This window comes from Thalassospira sp. MCCC 1A01428 (assembly GCF_002115825.1).
In the GTDB taxonomy this organism is placed as follows: domain Bacteria; phylum Pseudomonadota; class Alphaproteobacteria; order Rhodospirillales; family Thalassospiraceae; genus Thalassospira.
The window spans coordinates 42,898-58,586 of the sequence record NZ_JFJZ01000001.1; the positions used below are offsets into that span (position 1 = coordinate 42,898).

Annotated in this window: 15 protein-coding genes; 7 read left to right on the forward strand and 8 right to left on the reverse strand. The window is 54.1% G+C overall.

What is annotated here, in order from left to right:
• The first annotated feature begins 1 nt into the window (after position 1).
• The 3 genes from pstB to phoB are packed head-to-tail and all read left to right on the forward strand — an operon-like array spanning position 2 to position 2,263.
• Positions 2 to 808: a phosphate ABC transporter ATP-binding protein PstB gene (pstB, locus tag THS27_RS00190; RefSeq protein ID WP_085586999.1), complete on the forward strand. Its 807-nt coding sequence runs from the start codon at positions 2 to 4 to the stop codon at positions 806 to 808.
• A gap of 20 nt (positions 809 to 828) precedes the next feature.
• A complete protein-coding gene (gene phoU / locus THS27_RS00195; RefSeq protein WP_085579331.1) occupies positions 829 to 1,560 on the forward strand; it encodes a phosphate signaling complex protein PhoU in 732 nt (243 codons plus the stop codon).
• Positions 1,561 to 1,564: 4 nt separating this feature from the next.
• Positions 1,565 to 2,263, forward strand: coding sequence for a phosphate regulon transcriptional regulator PhoB (gene phoB, locus THS27_RS00200; protein ID WP_073955491.1), 699 nt, complete (start codon positions 1,565 to 1,567; stop codon positions 2,261 to 2,263).
• 117 nt (positions 2,264 to 2,380) lie between these two features.
• On the opposite strand, the gene THS27_RS00205 is transcribed toward phoB, so the two are convergent.
• A complete protein-coding gene (locus tag THS27_RS00205; protein WP_085587000.1) occupies positions 2,381 to 4,189 on the reverse strand; it encodes a cation:proton antiporter in 1,809 nt (602 codons plus the stop codon).
• A 602-nt stretch (positions 4,190 to 4,791) separates the two neighbouring features.
• Between THS27_RS00205 and THS27_RS00210 the strand changes: the two genes are divergently transcribed.
• The 4 genes from THS27_RS00210 (at position 4,792) to uvrC (ending at position 9,383) form a co-directional block, all read left to right on the forward strand.
• Positions 4,792 to 5,682 (forward strand): calcium/sodium antiporter, encoded by an 891-nt coding sequence (locus THS27_RS00210; protein ID WP_246832778.1) that lies wholly within the window; start codon positions 4,792 to 4,794, stop codon positions 5,680 to 5,682.
• A gap of 80 nt (positions 5,683 to 5,762) precedes the next feature.
• The gene (locus tag THS27_RS00215) at positions 5,763 to 6,533 is read left to right on the forward strand and encodes an SDR family oxidoreductase (protein WP_085587001.1); all 771 of its coding nucleotides are present in this window, start codon (positions 5,763 to 5,765) and stop codon (positions 6,531 to 6,533) included.
• A 72-nt stretch (positions 6,534 to 6,605) separates the two neighbouring features.
• The gene (gene folB, locus THS27_RS00220) at positions 6,606 to 7,031 is read left to right on the forward strand and encodes a dihydroneopterin aldolase (RefSeq protein ID WP_085587002.1); all 426 of its coding nucleotides are present in this window, start codon (positions 6,606 to 6,608) and stop codon (positions 7,029 to 7,031) included.
• A gap of 435 nt (positions 7,032 to 7,466) precedes the next feature.
• Entirely contained in the window at positions 7,467 to 9,383 is a 1,917-nt protein-coding gene (gene uvrC, locus THS27_RS00225; RefSeq protein WP_085587003.1) for an excinuclease ABC subunit UvrC, read from the forward strand.
• A gap of 79 nt (positions 9,384 to 9,462) precedes the next feature.
• Here the strand turns inward: uvrC and THS27_RS00230 are convergent, their stop codons facing one another.
• The 7 genes from THS27_RS00230 to THS27_RS00265 all read right to left on the reverse strand — a co-directional run bounded on the left by THS27_RS00230 (position 9,463) and on the right by THS27_RS00265 (position 15,466).
• Positions 9,463 to 9,987 (reverse strand): 2,4'-dihydroxyacetophenone dioxygenase family protein, encoded by a 525-nt coding sequence (locus THS27_RS00230; RefSeq protein ID WP_085587004.1) that lies wholly within the window; start codon positions 9,985 to 9,987, stop codon positions 9,463 to 9,465.
• Between the two features lie 48 nt (positions 9,988 to 10,035).
• Positions 10,036 to 10,728, reverse strand: coding sequence for an RraA family protein (locus THS27_RS00235; RefSeq protein WP_085587005.1), 693 nt, complete (start codon positions 10,726 to 10,728; stop codon positions 10,036 to 10,038).
• Between the two features lie 27 nt (positions 10,729 to 10,755).
• Positions 10,756 to 11,490 carry an SDR family NAD(P)-dependent oxidoreductase gene (locus tag THS27_RS00240; RefSeq protein WP_085587006.1) on the reverse strand — a complete coding sequence of 245 codons (735 nt, stop codon included), beginning with the start codon at positions 11,488 to 11,490 and terminating at the stop codon, positions 10,756 to 10,758.
• 76 nt (positions 11,491 to 11,566) lie between these two features.
• A complete protein-coding gene (locus THS27_RS00245; RefSeq protein WP_085587007.1) occupies positions 11,567 to 13,072 on the reverse strand; it encodes a tripartite tricarboxylate transporter permease in 1,506 nt (501 codons plus the stop codon).
• Positions 13,072 to 13,545: a tripartite tricarboxylate transporter TctB family protein gene (locus THS27_RS00250; RefSeq protein ID WP_085587008.1), complete on the reverse strand. Its 474-nt coding sequence runs from the start codon at positions 13,543 to 13,545 to the stop codon at positions 13,072 to 13,074. Before THS27_RS00250 ends, THS27_RS00245 begins: the two co-directional genes overlap by 1 nt.
• Before the next feature lie 170 nt (positions 13,546 to 13,715).
• Complete coding sequence (locus THS27_RS00260; RefSeq protein WP_085587010.1) at positions 13,716 to 14,678, reverse strand: tripartite tricarboxylate transporter substrate binding protein; 963 nt, start codon at positions 14,676 to 14,678, stop codon at positions 13,716 to 13,718.
• Between the two features lie 71 nt (positions 14,679 to 14,749).
• Positions 14,750 to 15,466, reverse strand: coding sequence for a FadR/GntR family transcriptional regulator (locus tag THS27_RS00265; protein WP_085587011.1), 717 nt, complete (start codon positions 15,464 to 15,466; stop codon positions 14,750 to 14,752).
• Between the last annotated feature and the right edge of the window lie 223 nt (positions 15,467 to 15,689).

The following is a 15,689-nucleotide window of genomic DNA, read 5'->3' on the forward strand; positions in this document are numbered from 1 at the left end:
AATGGCTGTTGTAACGACTGATGCAATGACGAACGCACCGCAAACGCGGGGTAATTCGAAAATGGCGGCCCGCGACCTGAACCTGTTTTATGGCGACGCGCAGGCACTTTATAATGTTGACCTTGATGTTGTTGAACGCGAAGTCACCGCGCTGATCGGCCCGTCGGGCTGTGGTAAATCGACGTTTTTGCGGTGCCTGAACCGTATGAACGACACCATTGATGGCGTGTCCATCAACGGCAAGGTTACTCTTGATGACCGCGATATCTACGACAAGGTTATTGATGTGGTGCAGTTGCGTGCCCGCATCGGCATGGTGTTTCAAAAACCGAACCCGTTTCCAAAATCCATTTTCGATAACGTGGCCTATGGCCCGCGTATTCATGGTCTGGTCAATTCCCGCGATGAACTTGACGAAATCGTCATGACTTCGCTGGAAAAGGCCGGTTTGCTTAAAGAAGTCAAAGACCGTTTGGCATCGCCTGCCACCGGTCTTTCCGGGGGGCAGCAGCAACGCCTGTGCATTGCCCGTGCCGTTGCGGTCAGCCCCGAAGTTATTTTGATGGATGAACCCTGTTCCGCGCTTGACCCGATCGCGACCGCCAAGGTCGAGGAACTGATCGACGAGCTGCGTTCGAACTACACAATTGTCATCGTCACTCACTCCATGCAGCAGGCCGCGCGTGTGTCGCAGCGCACGGCTTTTTTCCACCTGGGTAAACTGGTGGAAGTCGGCGAAACGGACCAAATTTTTACCAACCCGCGAGACGAACGCACCAAAGGCTATATCACTGGGCGCTTCGGCTAAGCCGGGCAGGAGGTAATACGATGAGAAAAGAAGAAAGCCATATCGTCAGTTCATTTGACGATGAACTGACACGGTTGAACAATATCATTTCGCAAATGGGCGGTCTGGCCGAAAGCCAGCTGATTTCGGCCATTCGCGCCATTTCAAAACGCGATTCCGAACTGGCCGAACAGGTCATTGTTTCGGACCTGCGGATTGATAAGCTGGAACAGGAAGTGCAGGATTTTGCTGTACGTGTTCTGGCCCTGCGTCAGCCGATGGCCGATGATTTGCGACAGGTCGTTACGGCATTGAAACTGTCGAACGATCTCGAACGCATTGGCGATCTGGCCAAGAACATTGCCAAGCGCGCACAGGTTCTTAACCAGATGGCGCCGATCCGCCCGGTTCAGGTTATTCCCAACATGGCGCGCCTGGCCCAGGAAATCATCAAGGACGTTCTGGACGCCTATATCGAAAACGATGCCGAAAAGGCCCAGCGCGTTTGGGCGCGGGACCAGGAAGTGGACGATATGTACAATTCGCTGTTCCGCGAATTGCTGACCTATATGATGGAAGATCCGCGCAACATTACCGCATCGACCCATTTGTTGTTCATTGCCAAAAACATTGAACGTATTGGCGATCATGCCACCAACATCGCTGAAACGATCTATTACCGGATCAAGGGTGAAGATTTGCCCGTTGATGGCCGTCCGAAAAATGACGCTGCCAATTTTGCTGTGATTGAACCCAACGAGGCAGGGGAATAACAGGATGGATCCTACGGTTCTTATTGTCGAGGATGAAGCCGCCATCGTTACGATGCTGCGCTATAACCTTGAACGCGAAGGCATGAATGTTGTCGAAGCCGGTGACGGCGACGAAGCCTTGAAAATCATGGCTGAAACCCATGTTGATCTGGTTTTGCTCGACTGGATGTTGCCGGTCATGTCGGGGATTGAGGTGTGCCGCCAGATCCGCAGGAAACCGGAAAGCCGGGATTTGCCGGTGATTATGGTGACCGCACGCGGCGAAGAAGGCGACCGTATTCGGGGCCTTGATACCGGTGCCGATGACTACGTGACCAAGCCGTTCGCCATTGGCGAATTGCTGGCCCGTATCCGTGCGCTTTTGCGCCGGTCGGGTCCGGCGCAACCACAGGGGCAGTTGATCTATTCCGATATCGAAATGGATTTGGCCGCGCACCGGGTTAACCGCAGTGGCAAACCGATCCATCTGGGGCCGACAGAATTTCGCCTGTTGCGGTATTTTCTGGAACATCCGGGGCGGGTTTTCTCGCGCGAACAGTTACTTAACGCCGTTTGGGGGCCGAATATCTATGTCGAAACCCGCACGGTAGATGTGCATATTCGCCGTCTGCGCAAAGCATTGAACGATGTTAAAGGCACCAAGGACGTTATTCGGACTGTTCGTGCGGCGGGCTATGCCCTTGACGATGATGCCGCTGCGTAACCGGCATTTTTATTTAAGTAAATTGTGACAGAATTTCGCAATTTACACTGAAATTACAAGGCCCTGTCACATGACAGGGCCTTGTTTTATACAATATTGAAATATTGTCGCCCTTCGTTATGGCTTTTCGCCGGACGGGGGGGCGGAAGCGGTGGTTTTGGCCGTCGCCGTTGCGGGTGCCGTAGATGGCGCACTGGCCGGTTTTGTGGCGCTGCCGGGTGAATGTGATGGTGCGCGCGGGGCCAGTTCGTTCATCAGCAGCATGTCGGCACGGCGGAATTTGGCAATTTCGGTATCAATTTCATCCTGGGGGACATCGCAGGCTGATAATACATGGTCTGACAGGCGCAGGCCGGTTTCCAGCACTTCGGGGATGGCGGCATTGGCTCCGCTGCGGGCCAATGCGCCGATATGGGAAATGTCCTGGGCGCGGGCAAAAATTTTCAAATGCGGGTAATGCTGGCGCAGCAAGGCCACGGTTTTTTCGGTTTCATGCGGGGTGCCCATGGCAACGGCGGCCACATGGGCCTGATCGGTATGGGCCGCCCGAAAACTTTCCGGGCGCGAGCCATCGGCAAAATAAACCGGTAATCCTTCGGCACGGCCCCGTGCCACTTGCTGGGCGTCGGATTCCAGCACGATAAAGGGAATATTCCGGGTTTTTAACAAACGCGCCAAAACGCGGCCAACGCGGCCACAGCCAATAATCAGCACATGATGTTCAACCCCTTCGGTGTGGCTTTCAATTTCACCAAGCTGGTCGGTTTCGCGCGGGTGCAGGATATCTTCCAGCTTTTTGCCCAGGCTGATCAGGCTGGGTGTTACGGCCATGGAAATGGCAACAATCGGCACAAGAATGGCGGCAAGATCGGGGGTGATGGCACCGTTTTGGGCGGCCAGTGTAAACATCACAAAGGCAAATTCGCCGCCGCCCGCAAGCCCCATTGCAATGCGGATCGAAACGGCACGGTCAAACCGTGTTGCCAGCGACAGTACAAACAGGATTGCGGCCTTGATCAACAGCAGGGCCACCACGCCCAAAATCACCGTGATCGCGTGATTGTAAACCACCCCGATATCGACCGACATGCCAACCGACATGAAAAACAGCGATAGAAACACCCCGCGAAACGGGGCAATGTCGGCTTCGATCTGATGGCGAAATTCGGTTTCGGCCAACATGACGCCGGCAATAAACGCGCCCAGCGCCATGGAAAGACCTGCCATTTCGGTCAGGGTGCTGGCGGCCAGCACCGCAAACAGGGTGCCAATGGCAAACAGTTCGGGGTTGTGCAGGGCGGCAATGGCGCGAAACATCGGACGTAATAAATACCGCCCGGCCAGCAACAAAAGGGCAACCGCACCAAACCCGGCCAGAATACTGACCCACGGGCTGGTGGTGCTGGTGGTGTTGCCCGCCGCCTGCACCATGATCAAAAACGGCCCGACCGACACGTCTTGCAACAGCAAAACCGCCAATGCAGCCCGGCCAAAACGGGTATGTAACTGACGTTCATCGGATAATTGCTTAAGAATGATTGCCGTTGATGACAGGGCCAGCGCGCCAGCAATGACCAATGCAGCGGGCAGGGGTAAATCAATTGCCACCAGGGCGATAAAGCCGATGCCCAGCGTCACCAGAATTTGCAATACGCCAAGGGCGGCAAATTTGCCGCCAATCACGCGCAACCGTTCGCGCGACAGCTCCAGCCCGATCATGAACAACAAGAACACCACGCCCAGTTCGGCAACGGTGGAAATATCCCTGTTGCTGGGAATAAGCCCCAACCCGAAAGGGCCGATCACCAACCCGCCCACCAGAAACCCGATAATCGAGTTGGCCCGCAAACGCTGGGCAAGGGGCACTGCAATCACGGCAGCGCTTAAAATCAGGAACAGCTCGAACAGCACATTGCTATGAGGCATGAATGATCTTCCAGGGTCGTTAAATTCGCGGCCAGTCAACAAACGGTCCCGGTTGCGTGCAGCATAGCAAAACGGGGTGAAAAAACGATGTAAATCTGGTTTTTACGGTGTGTGTTTGCGCGGGAAAGTTGCTTTTAGGCATCGGTTTATAAAGGTTTTCAAGATGATTTTACGATGTCGGCGGGGCATTGTGCCCGATATTGTCCAGGTTCTGGTTTGACATTTTCAAGTGTTGTTTGGCGATGTTTCAATTTCAATGAGCGGGGCTGGAAAACCGGTTTCTGGCAGGAGAAAAAGGTCACATCCCGTTTGACGCATTGTGTTTTTAAAGATGTGCCATATGTAATGTCACATTCAGGCGGCGATCGGCTGTGTTTTAGGTAACAACACGATAATACAGGGCTGGTCAGTTATGCCTGCGATCCGCTATTTGGGGACACAGCTTGCGTTTGCAGGGTGGCAGTGCCATCTTGCGCGGCAGTGCCCGGATGAAACAGGGCACATTTTTTTTAATAAAAAACGGCGGACCGGTTTTGGAACAGCTTATACCCTATTTACAGATATTAGCCGGATTGGTGCTTTTGACGGTCGGAGGCGAATTTATGGTTCGCGGGGCCGTTGGTCTGGCGCTGTTGATGGGGATTTCCAAGGTCATTGTCGGGCTTACCATTGTTGCTGCGGGCACATCGGCACCTGAATTTGTGGTGTCGCTGAACGCGGCCCTTGCCGGGTCGGGCGATATTGCGATGGGGAATGTGGTTGGCTCGAATATTGCCAATATTTTGCTGATTTTGGGGGCTGTCGCTGTTTTAAAACCGATTGCTGCCAGCCGGACCACCACCGTTCGGGATGGCGGGGCCATGTTAATAGGCACTTTGCTGTTTATCGGGTTTTGCATGTTTGGTGTGATCGACCGCTGGGCGGGGTTGCTGATGCTCGCAGTGCTGATCGGCATGTGGTATTTCACCTATAAACATGACAAGCAAAATCCCGGTGATGCCAGTTCGCTGCACGAAGATGAGGCCGACGAAGTCGGCGAAGCCCCGTCGGGCTGGACTAAACCGGTTGTTGCCACAGTCGTTGGCGTGGTGGGCCTGACATTTGGTGCCGATTTGCTGGTGGATGGTGGTGTAACCGTCGCGCGCGATTTTGGTGTGTCGGAAGCCGTGATTGGCTTGACGCTGGTGGCGTTTGGTACGTCCTTGCCCGAACTGGCCGCTTCAATGGTTGCGGCATTTCGTGGGCATTCGGATGTGGCGCTGGGAAATGTTTTTGGCTCGAACCTGCTTAACCTGCTGGTGATTATTGGCGGTGTTTCGGTAATTTCCCCCATTTCGGTTCCCGCGCAAATCGCCCAGTCCGATATCTGGATTATGCTGGCGGTTACGGTGGCGGTGCTGGTGGTGGCATTTTGCGCCAAACGGATCGGGCGTATTGCCGGGGCTGTTTTTATGGCAGCCTATGCCGGTTATATCGGCATGTTGTTTGCCTGAACAAATAAAAGGGGCAGGATGCCGATCATGGCAATCCTCCCGGATGACGATAATTAAATGGCAGGAAACGGATAAAAGCGATGACGGACAATTTGCCAAAAACCGCCCTTGTCACAGGGGCTGCCAAACGGATCGGGCGTGTGATTGCGCTGGATCTGGCCGGGCAGGGCTATGATATTGTTCTTCATTGTAACCGCTCGCGGGATGCCGCCAATGAACTGGCAACGGATATTCGCGATATGGGCCGCAAATGCCATGTCGTGTGCGCCGATTTGTCGCGCGAGGAAGAAACCACCGGTATCATGGCGGCAGCGCATGATGCCCTTGGCCCGGTCGGGCTATTGGTTAATAACGCATCGACCTTTGATTATGATGATGTGAAAACGGCAACCCGTGAAAGCTGGGACTTTCACATGGAAGTCAATTTGCGTGCACCTTTTGTGTTGTCACAGACCTTCGCGCGCCAGTTGCCCGAAGACGCAGGCGGGTTGATTGTCAATATTATTGACCAGCGGGTGTGGAATCTGACGCCGCATTTTACCACCTATAGCCTGTCCAAGGCCGGGTTATGGACCTTGACCCAAACCCTGTCGCTGGGGTTGGCACCGCGTATTCGGGTAAATGGTATTGGCCCGGGGCCGGTATTGCCCAGCGTGCGGCAAAGCCAGGAAGATTTCGATGCCCAGTGCCGCAAAACACCGTTGGGAATTGGGACATCGCCGCAGCAGATTTGCGACGCGATACGATTTTTTCTTGCAGCACCCGCTGTCACCGGGCAAATGTTAGCCCTTGATGGTGGGCAACATATGAATTGGGCGCCTTGCGACAGTAACGAACAGCCTGTCGAATAACCCGCACTGCCATGCCGATGCTGGCGGTTTGTGCCAGTTGCCCCCACCCGCGCAGCACGAAGGAAAACAAACATGACCGCAGGTCTGAAACAGGACGATAACATCACCACCTTGCCCTATGCCGATCAGGCAGGCAGCTTGCGGCGCGTCTTTGTGCGCGACATGGTGATCAATACCTCGATCGGGGTTTACGACTTTGAAAAGGATGTCCCCCAGCGCGTGCGCATCAACCTGGATTTATCCGTGGTCGAGGGTGAAGGCCCCAAGAATGACGAATTGCAAAATGTGCTGTGTTACGAGGAACTGGTGAACGGCGTGCGCGCAATTTGTGCAACCGGCCATGTGAACCTTGTGGAAACCCTGAGCGAGAAAATTGCCGAGATGTGTTTGACCGATCGCCGGGTGCGCAAGGTCTGTGTGCGGGTCGAAAAACTGGATGTGTTTGACGATGTCGCCGCGGTCGGGGTCGAAATTGAGCGGTTCAATCTCGCGCGGTGATATCAGCGTTTTGAAATGTATAAATGCCGATATCGGGGCCATTATCATGGCGAATCTGTGATTCCCTAAGGGCGAATCGCTTTGGTCGTTTATGCACAAGCATTCCTGGCGACAAAAACATAGGGGTAAAAAGATATTTTACGGTAAGATTACGGAATGTTTTCAGGTTGACAGTATTTTTAGTTAATAAAATCAAATACTTAGTATTTATGCCTAAAATATGGGCAATTCATAGAACGTTAAGACTCCCAACGGCTGTAGAGTTCAGCCCCCCTATTACCCACATACTTATCCACAGGGTTGGTGGAAACTTTTCCAGGGGTACGATTCCCTTAACAATCCGTAATTATCTAAGCTGATTCGGCTAGACCATCGTATAGAAAACCGGCCATTGGCGACCAAAAGCCCGTTAATTGCACAATCCAGGACCTTCTGATGACTTCCCCCGCACCCTCTTCTTCCACACCGCGTGACATTGAACTGTCGCTGGATGATCTTCATGACGGAAAAGCCGGTCGTGGGGTGGCGGCAATTCAACATGCGTTAAAGACAATGCCGGGGTCACCAGGCGTTTATCGCATGATCGACGAAAAGGAACGGGTCCTGTATGTCGGTAAGGCTAAAAATCTGAAAAAACGGGTTACCAGCTATACCCATATTGCGCGTCTGGCCCTGCGCATTGCGCGAATGGTGGCGCAAACGGTGCGGATGGAAATTATTACCACCCATACCGAAGCCGAAGCCCTGCTGCTTGAATCCAACCTGATCAAAAAGCTCAAGCCGCGTTACAACATTCTGCTGCGCGACGACAAAAGTTTCCCCTATATCCTGATCACCGAGGATCACGGCTATCCGCGTATTGTTAAACATCGCGGGGCACGGGCCAAGGATGGCAGCTGTTTTGGGCCTTTTGCCTCTGCCTGGGCGGTGAACAATACCATTAACCATTTGCAGCGTGCCTTTTTGCTGCGCTCCTGTACCGATTCTGTTTTTGCCAACCGCTCGCGCCCGTGTTTGCTTTATCAAATCAAACGCTGTTCCGGCCCCTGTGTTGATCGTATTTCAAAACCTGAATATGACGGGCTGGTTGATATTTGCCGCGATTTTCTGTCCGGGCGCAGCAAAGTAATCCTCAAGCAGCTTGAGGCCAGCATGCTTGCGGCATCGGAAAACATGGAATTTGAAAAGGCGGCCATGTATCGCGACCGCATTCGGGCGCTGTCGCAAATTCAGTCGCATCAGGATATCAACCTGGAAGGGCTGGAAGAAGCCGACGTGATTGCCCTGCATCATGAAGGCGGGCAAAGCTGTGTGCAGGTGTTCTTTTTCCGTAGCGGCTCCAACTATGGTAACCGGTCCTATTTTCCGCGCCATGAACAGTCCGCCGAAATTCCCGAAATTCTTTCGGCCTTTGTTGGCCAGTTTTATGCCAATAAACCGGCCCCGCGCCAGGTGCTGCTAAGCCATGAAATTGAAGGCCAGAAACTGGTCGAGGAAGCCCTGTGCATTAACAATGGCTACAAGGTTGAACTGCATGTGCCCAAGCGTGGCGGCAAGCGTAATCTGGTGGACCATGCCCTGACCAATGCCCGCGAGGCCCTGGGGCGCCGTATGGCGGAAAGTGCGTCGCAACGCAAATTGCTCGATGGCCTGGCCGACAAACTGGACCTTGATAGCCCGCCTGAACGTATTGAAGTTTACGATAACAGCCATATTCAGGGAACCAACATGGTTGGCGGCATGATTGTTGCCGGGCCGGAAGGGTTTATGAAAAATGCCTATCGCAAATTCAACATCAAGGGCGACATCGCACCGGGCGACGACTTTGCGATGATGCGCGAAGTGCTTACCCGCCGCTTTGCCCGTGCGCAAAAAGAAGACCCGGACCGTGAAAATGGTACCTGGCCCGACCTGTGTCTGATTGACGGCGGCCTCGGCCAGCTAGGTGTGGCGCGACAGGTGCTGGAAGATCTGGGCATTGAAGATGTGATGCTGGTCGGCGTTGCCAAGGGGGTGGACCGTAACGCGGGCAAGGAAGTGTTGCATATTCCCGGCAAGGCCCCGGTGCGGTTGGACCAGAAAGACCCGATCCTGTATTTCATTCAGCGCTTGCGCGATGAAGCACACCGTTGGGCGATTGGCACGCACCGTGCCAAACGGTCCAAACAGATTGGCAAAAGCGTGCTTGATGATGTGCCGGGCATTGGCGGGGCGCGCAAAAAGGCATTGCTGCATCATTTTGGGTCTGCCCGCGGTGTGGCGGATGCCGGGTTGGCGGACCTTGAAGCGGTGGACGGCATTAGTGCCGCCATTGCCCGCAAAATCTATGGTCATTTCCATAGCGACGATTAAGGGCAGCTTTGCCCTGGTATCTATAAATTTGTATCAGGCAGGGTCAATAACGGTCTGCCTGATACATTTTTCAAATCGCCTAGCGAATGAACTGGTCGACATAATCGGCACCAAGGCCGATTTTGGTGTAATGGGCGCGGCACATGTCGATTTTGGTAAAAACATCTTCATAGCCCATGTGTTTTCCCCATGGGTCGACATAATACATCACGCCGTTAACCTGAAACATCGTGATCATTTCCTCGACATCATCGGGAACAACAAGGGTATGGGTTTCGCCGGGCGGTTCGTAAACATAGCCGCCTTCATTGGCGACCCAGTCATGCTCCAGATAATGCCAGCGCCCCTTAAGGACCATGCCATGCACCGGGTTGGGGTGGCGGTGGCGGCTAAGCACGCCCGATTTTCGCACTTTTAATAAATTCACCCAGTACCCCTGGCTGGCATTCAGGCATAGCGGGCGAAACCACACATTTTCGGCCTGTGGTACCCAAATGCGGTCATCCTTGGGGATGGCATGTTCTACCACAATGTCGCGTCCGGCTTCGGCGGGCATCGCCAGTTGATAGGGCATTTTGGCCTGATCCTGGCTGTCCTTGGTCATTTGTCTCTCCTTGATCTTTACGATCCGTCTGGGGGATTAAAGGTGATTTTACATCACGCCATAGGTGGCAAAGGCTTCGGTCGCACTCATGCCGCCCTTGATGGCATCCGCAACGATGTTTTCGCTTTTGACTTTTTCAAGCGCGCGGGCGATGGCTTCATGTTCGGCCTCGGCGGGGATGGCAAGCACCCCTTCTTCGTCGCCAAACAGCAGTGTTCCCGGAGCAATCTTGACACCGCCAATTTCGATGGTGCAGCGATAATCGATCACCTTGCCGCGCGGTCCCTGATCCTGGGCATAAATGCCCCGGCAAAATGCAGGAAAGCCAAGGCTGCGAATACCAGCAGCATCGCGGACATAGCCATCAAGGATCGCCCCGGCTGCTTTGAGGTGCAGCGCACGGGTCGACATCAGTTCGCCCCACAGCGCATAACGAAGCGACGCGCCGGTTGCGATGTAAATCTCGTTTTCGCGCAAGTCATCCAAAGCCTCCAGCATCAGGCCAAACGGCTTGTTCGCCAGCGGCCCGTTTGATGCCGGGTGGCCCAAATCGAAAATATCGGCTTCTAATACCGGCATTGCCCGCCCGGCAATTTTAGTGCCCGGTTGCAACGGGGCAATTTCGGGCGGCAAAAACTGACGGGTCAGGCCCATTTGGTCCAGAACATCGCCAATCACGGCGGTAAACAGGTTGCTTTTCAGGGTTTTGAAAAGGGCGGCGTCGCTGTCAAAATTTGTCATGGTGAAATCCTTTCGTCACCGGCGGGGTTAATTGGCCGAAAATCCGCCATCCACCGGCAAGATTGATCCGGTCACAAATCCGGCCTGGTCTGATGCCAAAAACAGGGCTGGTCCCACCAGATCATCGGGTGTGCCCCAGCGTTGCATGGGGGTGCGGGCAATGATTTGTGCGTTGCGTTCGCTGTTTTTTTCCAGTGCCGCTGTTAAATCGGTTTTAATCCAGCCCGGGGCCAGGGCATTTACGCGAATGCCGTCTGGTGCCCAGGCACTCGCCAGCGATTTGGTCAGTTGGCCAATGCCGCCCTTGGATGCCGAATAGGCAGGGGAAAAGGCACTGCCAAAAAATGTCAGCATTGATGCGGTGTTGATGATGCAACCACGGCTTTGCGTCAAAAGCGGTTTTGCCGCCTCGCAACAGCGCAGCGTGCCGGTCAGGTTAACGTCGATCACCTGTTCAAAGCCGCTGGCGGTAAATTCGGCCCCGTTGCGGCGAATGATCCCGGCACAATTCACCAGCACATCAAGCCGGTCCAGGGTCGAAAAAAAGGCCTGTACCGCTTCTGTATTGGTAACATCAAGTGTTTGAAATTCAAGAATATCACCTGAAAAAGCAGGTGGAGCGGCCGGTTCGATGCCGGTGGCAATAACATGGGGCTTGTCATTGCCATTGCCGTGCTGGTCATTCCCTTGCCGGGCAAAGCCGGTGGCAATGGCATGGCCAATCCCGCTGGAGCCGCCGATAACGACAATCGTTCTGGTCATGGGAACCTCTGATAAGCAAAATAGCCAGATGGTGGCACTATGGATACATGGGGCGCAGGGTGCGGGCAGGAATGGGTCATGATGGCAGGCTTGCGGCGTGTTTGCGTTTGGCATGGCGCAAATGCATGACAGTCATTACGGCCCAGATGGCAAGCGTGATAACCCCCAGCGTGCCGCTAACCGGACGCGAGAAAAACTCTATCAAATGGCCGTCGGCCTTGATCATGGATTTCATGAAGTTTTCTTCAATCAAGGGGCCAAGGATCAGGGCCAATATCATCGGGGCCAGCGGGAAGTCGTTTTCCTCCAGCACATAGGCGACCAGTCCCACCACCAGCATCACCCAGACATCAAACAGGGTGTTGTTGGCGGCATAGGCACCGATGACGCAAAACAGCAAAATGATGGGAAACAATATGGCCTGGGGAATGCCCAGCACGTGGCGTGACATCAGAACCGCGCCAATTCCGATTGGCACCATGATGACATTGGCCAGCACAAAGACCATGAAAATGGCATTGACCAACCCGGCATCCATAACAAAAACCATCGGCCCGGGGGTAATGCCCTTCATCAGCAAAACGCCAATCAGAATGGCCGTGATGGTATCGCCGGGAATGCCAAAAACCAGCGTTGGCACATAGGCCCCGGAAAGGGCGGCGTTATTGGCGCTGGAGGCAGAAATAATGCCTTCGATATGGCCTTCGCCGTATTTTTCCGGTGTTTTTGAAAACTTTTTCGACACCGCATAGGAAACCCAGGCCGCAATGTCGGCCCCGGCACCGGGCAGCGCGCCAATCATGGTGCCCAGAATGGATGACCGCGCCACGCCCCCCTTATATTTCCAGATCGCCGAACCAACGCCCGACATCATGCGCGAAATATGAACCGGCGGCACAGAGGGTAATTCGCGCAATTCGCCAATTTTGCGTAAAATTTCGGTAATGGCAAACATGCCGATCAGGGTGGGGATAATCGAAATACCCCCGACCAGTTCGGTATCGCCAAAGGTAAAACGTTTGATGCCCATCACCACATCAATGCCAATCATGGATAGCATCAGCCCGATGGTCAGCGACAGGGTGCTTTTTATCGCCGATCCGCGTGACACCATGATGGCGCAGGAAAGGCCCAGGACGGCCAGCCAGAAATATTCATAGCTGGAAAACATCAGCGAAAATTCGGCAATTTGCGGCGCGGCCAGCACCAGCACCAGCACGCCGACCAGTCCGCCAATCATGGAACAAATGACGTTGGTGCCAAGGGCCAGTTCCACCAGCCCCTTTTCGCGCATTTTATAGGCTTCGTCGGTATAGGCCGCTGATGCCGGGGTACCGGGAATACGCAAAAGCGCACCGGGAATATCACCGGCAAAAATCGCCATGGTGGTGGCCGAAACAATGGCGCCAATGGCCGGGACCGGGTCCATGAAAAAGGTTAACGGAACCAGAAGGGCGGTGCCCATGGTCGCGGTCAGGCCGGGAATGGCACCAATGACAATGCCGTAAATTGATGATCCTAAAATGATCAGCAACACATCCGGGCGTAAGACCTGCTCAAGCGCTGAATAAAATACATCCATCAGTAAATCACCTTGGTCAGGATGCCCAAAGGCAGGGACACCATTAGGAAATCGACAAAGAACAGCCACAGAAGGGCGGTTGTCACGGCGGCAATAATCACCGATTTCAGCCAGTTTCGGGTGGTGATGACCAGAAAGGCTGCCAGCAGGATCGGCACCACAATGGGAAAGCCGACGGGTTTGCTGAGCAAAATATAAAGGATCATGAAAACCGGCACACAGGCCATGCGCACAAGTCCGTCGCGGGTTTTCATCACGGCGGCAAGCCGGATCAAGGGTTGGTGTGCCCGTTCCCGATACCCCGAAATGCACAATGCAATGCCGCCCAGCATCATGATGGTGGCTATGATTGTCGGGAAAGTTGCCGGACCATAGGGCTGGTCCGGCAGGGTCGGAAACGACTGCACCGTGATCAGAATCGCGCTTGCCACAAGGACAAAGACAATCCCGAAAAGGGCATCGTTGATTTTCATGTCAGCATCCGAAAACGCAATTGTTGTTCCCGGTTCCTCTAAGGCCTGCTTATGGGAACCGGGATATGTGCGGCGGTGCCGTGCGGCTTATGCTGCAACAGGCAAAGGTTTGTTTTTGCCCGCCCGCCACGAAGGGGCCGTTGACCGGTTTCGATCAACGGGATCTGGCGTTACTGACCAAGACCAAGTTTCTTGATCACGGCAGCATTGCTTTCATCGGCGTTTTTCATGAATTCCTCGAACTCGTCCGCCGGAAGCCATTTAACACCAAAGCCACGTTTGCTCATGAAATCGGTATATTCGGATGACGCCACCACGGTTTTAAGGGCAGCTTCAAGTTTTTGTGCCACGTCATCAGAAACGCCTTTGGGCGTTACAATGCCGCGCCAGGTGCCCCCCACGGCTTTTTTGCCAATAGCTTCTTCAACGGTTGGCACATCGGGGAAGGCATCCAGACGTTTGTCAGATAAAACAGCCAGCGTTTTTACCCGTTTTGCCTGACGCATCGGCACGGCTTCGGGCAGGGATGATGGTACAATGGCAACGCCGCCCGCCGCGAGTTCCTGAAAGCCCGGTGCAGCCCCCTGGCTGGGCACGACCGGAACCGATTGTGGATCAATGCCATTGTCATTAAGGAAACCGGCAAAGGCCAGATGGTACGCCGCCCCCACCGGGAAGCCTGACATTTTGTATTTGCCCGGGTTGGCTTTGATGTCATCCAGCGCGGATTTAACATCGTTCCAGTCGCTGTCGGTGGAAACGTTAAAAGCCGAAGCATCAAAGTTTACCAGCCCGATCGGGGTTAAATCCTGATAGGTGATTTGCGATGTACCCATCGATTTATAAGTGGTGATTTCAGCGGTGGCCAAACCAATGGTGTAACCATCGGGGTCGGCATCGGCCATGGCGGTATGGCCGACAACGCCGCCCGCCCCGGTGCGGTTTACCACATTAACCGGTTTGCCAAGCTGTTCTTGCAAACCTTGCGCAATGGTTCGGCCTACGGCATCGGTGCCACCCCCGGCAGACCATGGCACGATCAGGGTAATCGGGCGTTCGGGATATTCGGCAAAGGCCGGGCTGGCGGCAAAAACAGATGCGGCAAGCACGGCAAGGGTTGTTATCTTTTTCATGTGTTTCCTCCACTGGATCGTTTGTTTTGCAAGGGCAACTCTTGTGGTTGCCTGTTTGCGGGGCAGGCTGGTTATCGAAGCATTTTCCGTTGGACGTTGGCGGTTGTTTCGATCAGTTTTTCCGCGGTTTGTTTGGCCGCTTCGGAATCTTTATGTTCAATGGCATCGGCCAGAATTTTGTGGTTTTGCAAATTCTGGGCATAACTGCTGGGCTGGTTGCTAACGGCTAAAAAGCTGGTGCGCAGGGCGTGAATAACGGAATCTGCCACGGACTGAATGAACCGGTTGTGCGAAGCACGAAACACAGCCTTGTGAAATTCGATATCTACATTTACCCAGGTTTCCAGGTCGTCTATTTCGACCGCGCGGGCCATTTCAACATAGGCAGCCTGGATGTCAGCGGCCTCGTCCGGGGTGGCGTGAAGGGCGGCGGCCTCGGCGGCGGCAGGTTCGAGAAGGCGGCGAAAAGCCAGCAATTCATTCATGAAGCCGGGGTCGTTGATAAAAATTTGCGCCGCCCATTCGGCCACATCGCGGTCCAGTATATTCCAGCGTGACCGCGGTAAAACCAGCGTGCCACGGCGCGGCGCAATTTCGATCAGTGACTTGGCGGCCAGGGCCTTCATTGCTTCGCGCAAGGTGTTGCGCGAAACGGCAAATTCGGCGGCAAGTTCGGCCTCTTTGGGTAAACGCGAATGTTCGGCAAATCGGCCTGAAACAATGGCGCGGCCAATTTTGTCACATGCAACCGATGCGCCGGAACGCCATGCGGGGTCAGCTGTTTTCATTGCATTTCCTTATCCCTGTTATGGTTCAGGGATAGTTTCCGCCCTAATGATATCAGCGCAATAGCGCAGATATTTTAATTGTTATTGGTAGGATGAATAATGCTGAAATTAAATGGTGAGTCAATAGGTCCTACCAATTCTGCGTTGCACAGAAAGGAACCAATTCGCCTAAAGGCGCAGTGCGGATTAAGAAAAACGGGAAAAAAAATTTGATCATTTTGCG

Excerpts from the sequence above, each read along its gene's own strand:
- pstB (WP_085586999.1), top strand. The coding sequence starts at position 2 with ATGGCTGTTGTAACGACTGATGCAATGACGAACGCACCGCAAACGCGG.
- phoU (WP_085579331.1), top strand. The coding sequence starts at position 829 with ATGAGAAAAGAAGAAAGCCATATCGTCAGTTCATTTGACGATGAACTG.
- phoB (WP_073955491.1), top strand. The coding sequence starts at position 1,565 with ATGGATCCTACGGTTCTTATTGTCGAGGATGAAGCCGCCATCGTTACG.
- THS27_RS00205 (WP_085587000.1), bottom strand. The coding sequence starts at position 4,189 with ATGCCTCATAGCAATGTGCTGTTCGAGCTGTTCCTGATTTTAAGCGCT.
- THS27_RS00210 (WP_246832778.1), top strand. The coding sequence starts at position 4,792 with ATGGTTCGCGGGGCCGTTGGTCTGGCGCTGTTGATGGGGATTTCCAAG.
- THS27_RS00215 (WP_085587001.1), top strand. The coding sequence starts at position 5,763 with ATGACGGACAATTTGCCAAAAACCGCCCTTGTCACAGGGGCTGCCAAA.
- folB (WP_085587002.1), top strand. The coding sequence starts at position 6,606 with ATGACCGCAGGTCTGAAACAGGACGATAACATCACCACCTTGCCCTAT.
- uvrC (WP_085587003.1), top strand. The coding sequence starts at position 7,467 with ATGACTTCCCCCGCACCCTCTTCTTCCACACCGCGTGACATTGAACTG.
- THS27_RS00230 (WP_085587004.1), bottom strand. The coding sequence starts at position 9,987 with ATGACCAAGGACAGCCAGGATCAGGCCAAAATGCCCTATCAACTGGCG.
- THS27_RS00235 (WP_085587005.1), bottom strand. The coding sequence starts at position 10,728 with ATGACAAATTTTGACAGCGACGCCGCCCTTTTCAAAACCCTGAAAAGC.
- THS27_RS00240 (WP_085587006.1), bottom strand. The coding sequence starts at position 11,490 with ATGACCAGAACGATTGTCGTTATCGGCGGCTCCAGCGGGATTGGCCAT.
- THS27_RS00245 (WP_085587007.1), bottom strand. The coding sequence starts at position 13,072 with ATGGATGTATTTTATTCAGCGCTTGAGCAGGTCTTACGCCCGGATGTG.
- THS27_RS00250 (WP_085587008.1), bottom strand. The coding sequence starts at position 13,545 with ATGAAAATCAACGATGCCCTTTTCGGGATTGTCTTTGTCCTTGTGGCA.
- THS27_RS00260 (WP_085587010.1), bottom strand. The coding sequence starts at position 14,678 with ATGAAAAAGATAACAACCCTTGCCGTGCTTGCCGCATCTGTTTTTGCC.
- THS27_RS00265 (WP_085587011.1), bottom strand. The coding sequence starts at position 15,466 with ATGAAAACAGCTGACCCCGCATGGCGTTCCGGCGCATCGGTTGCATGT.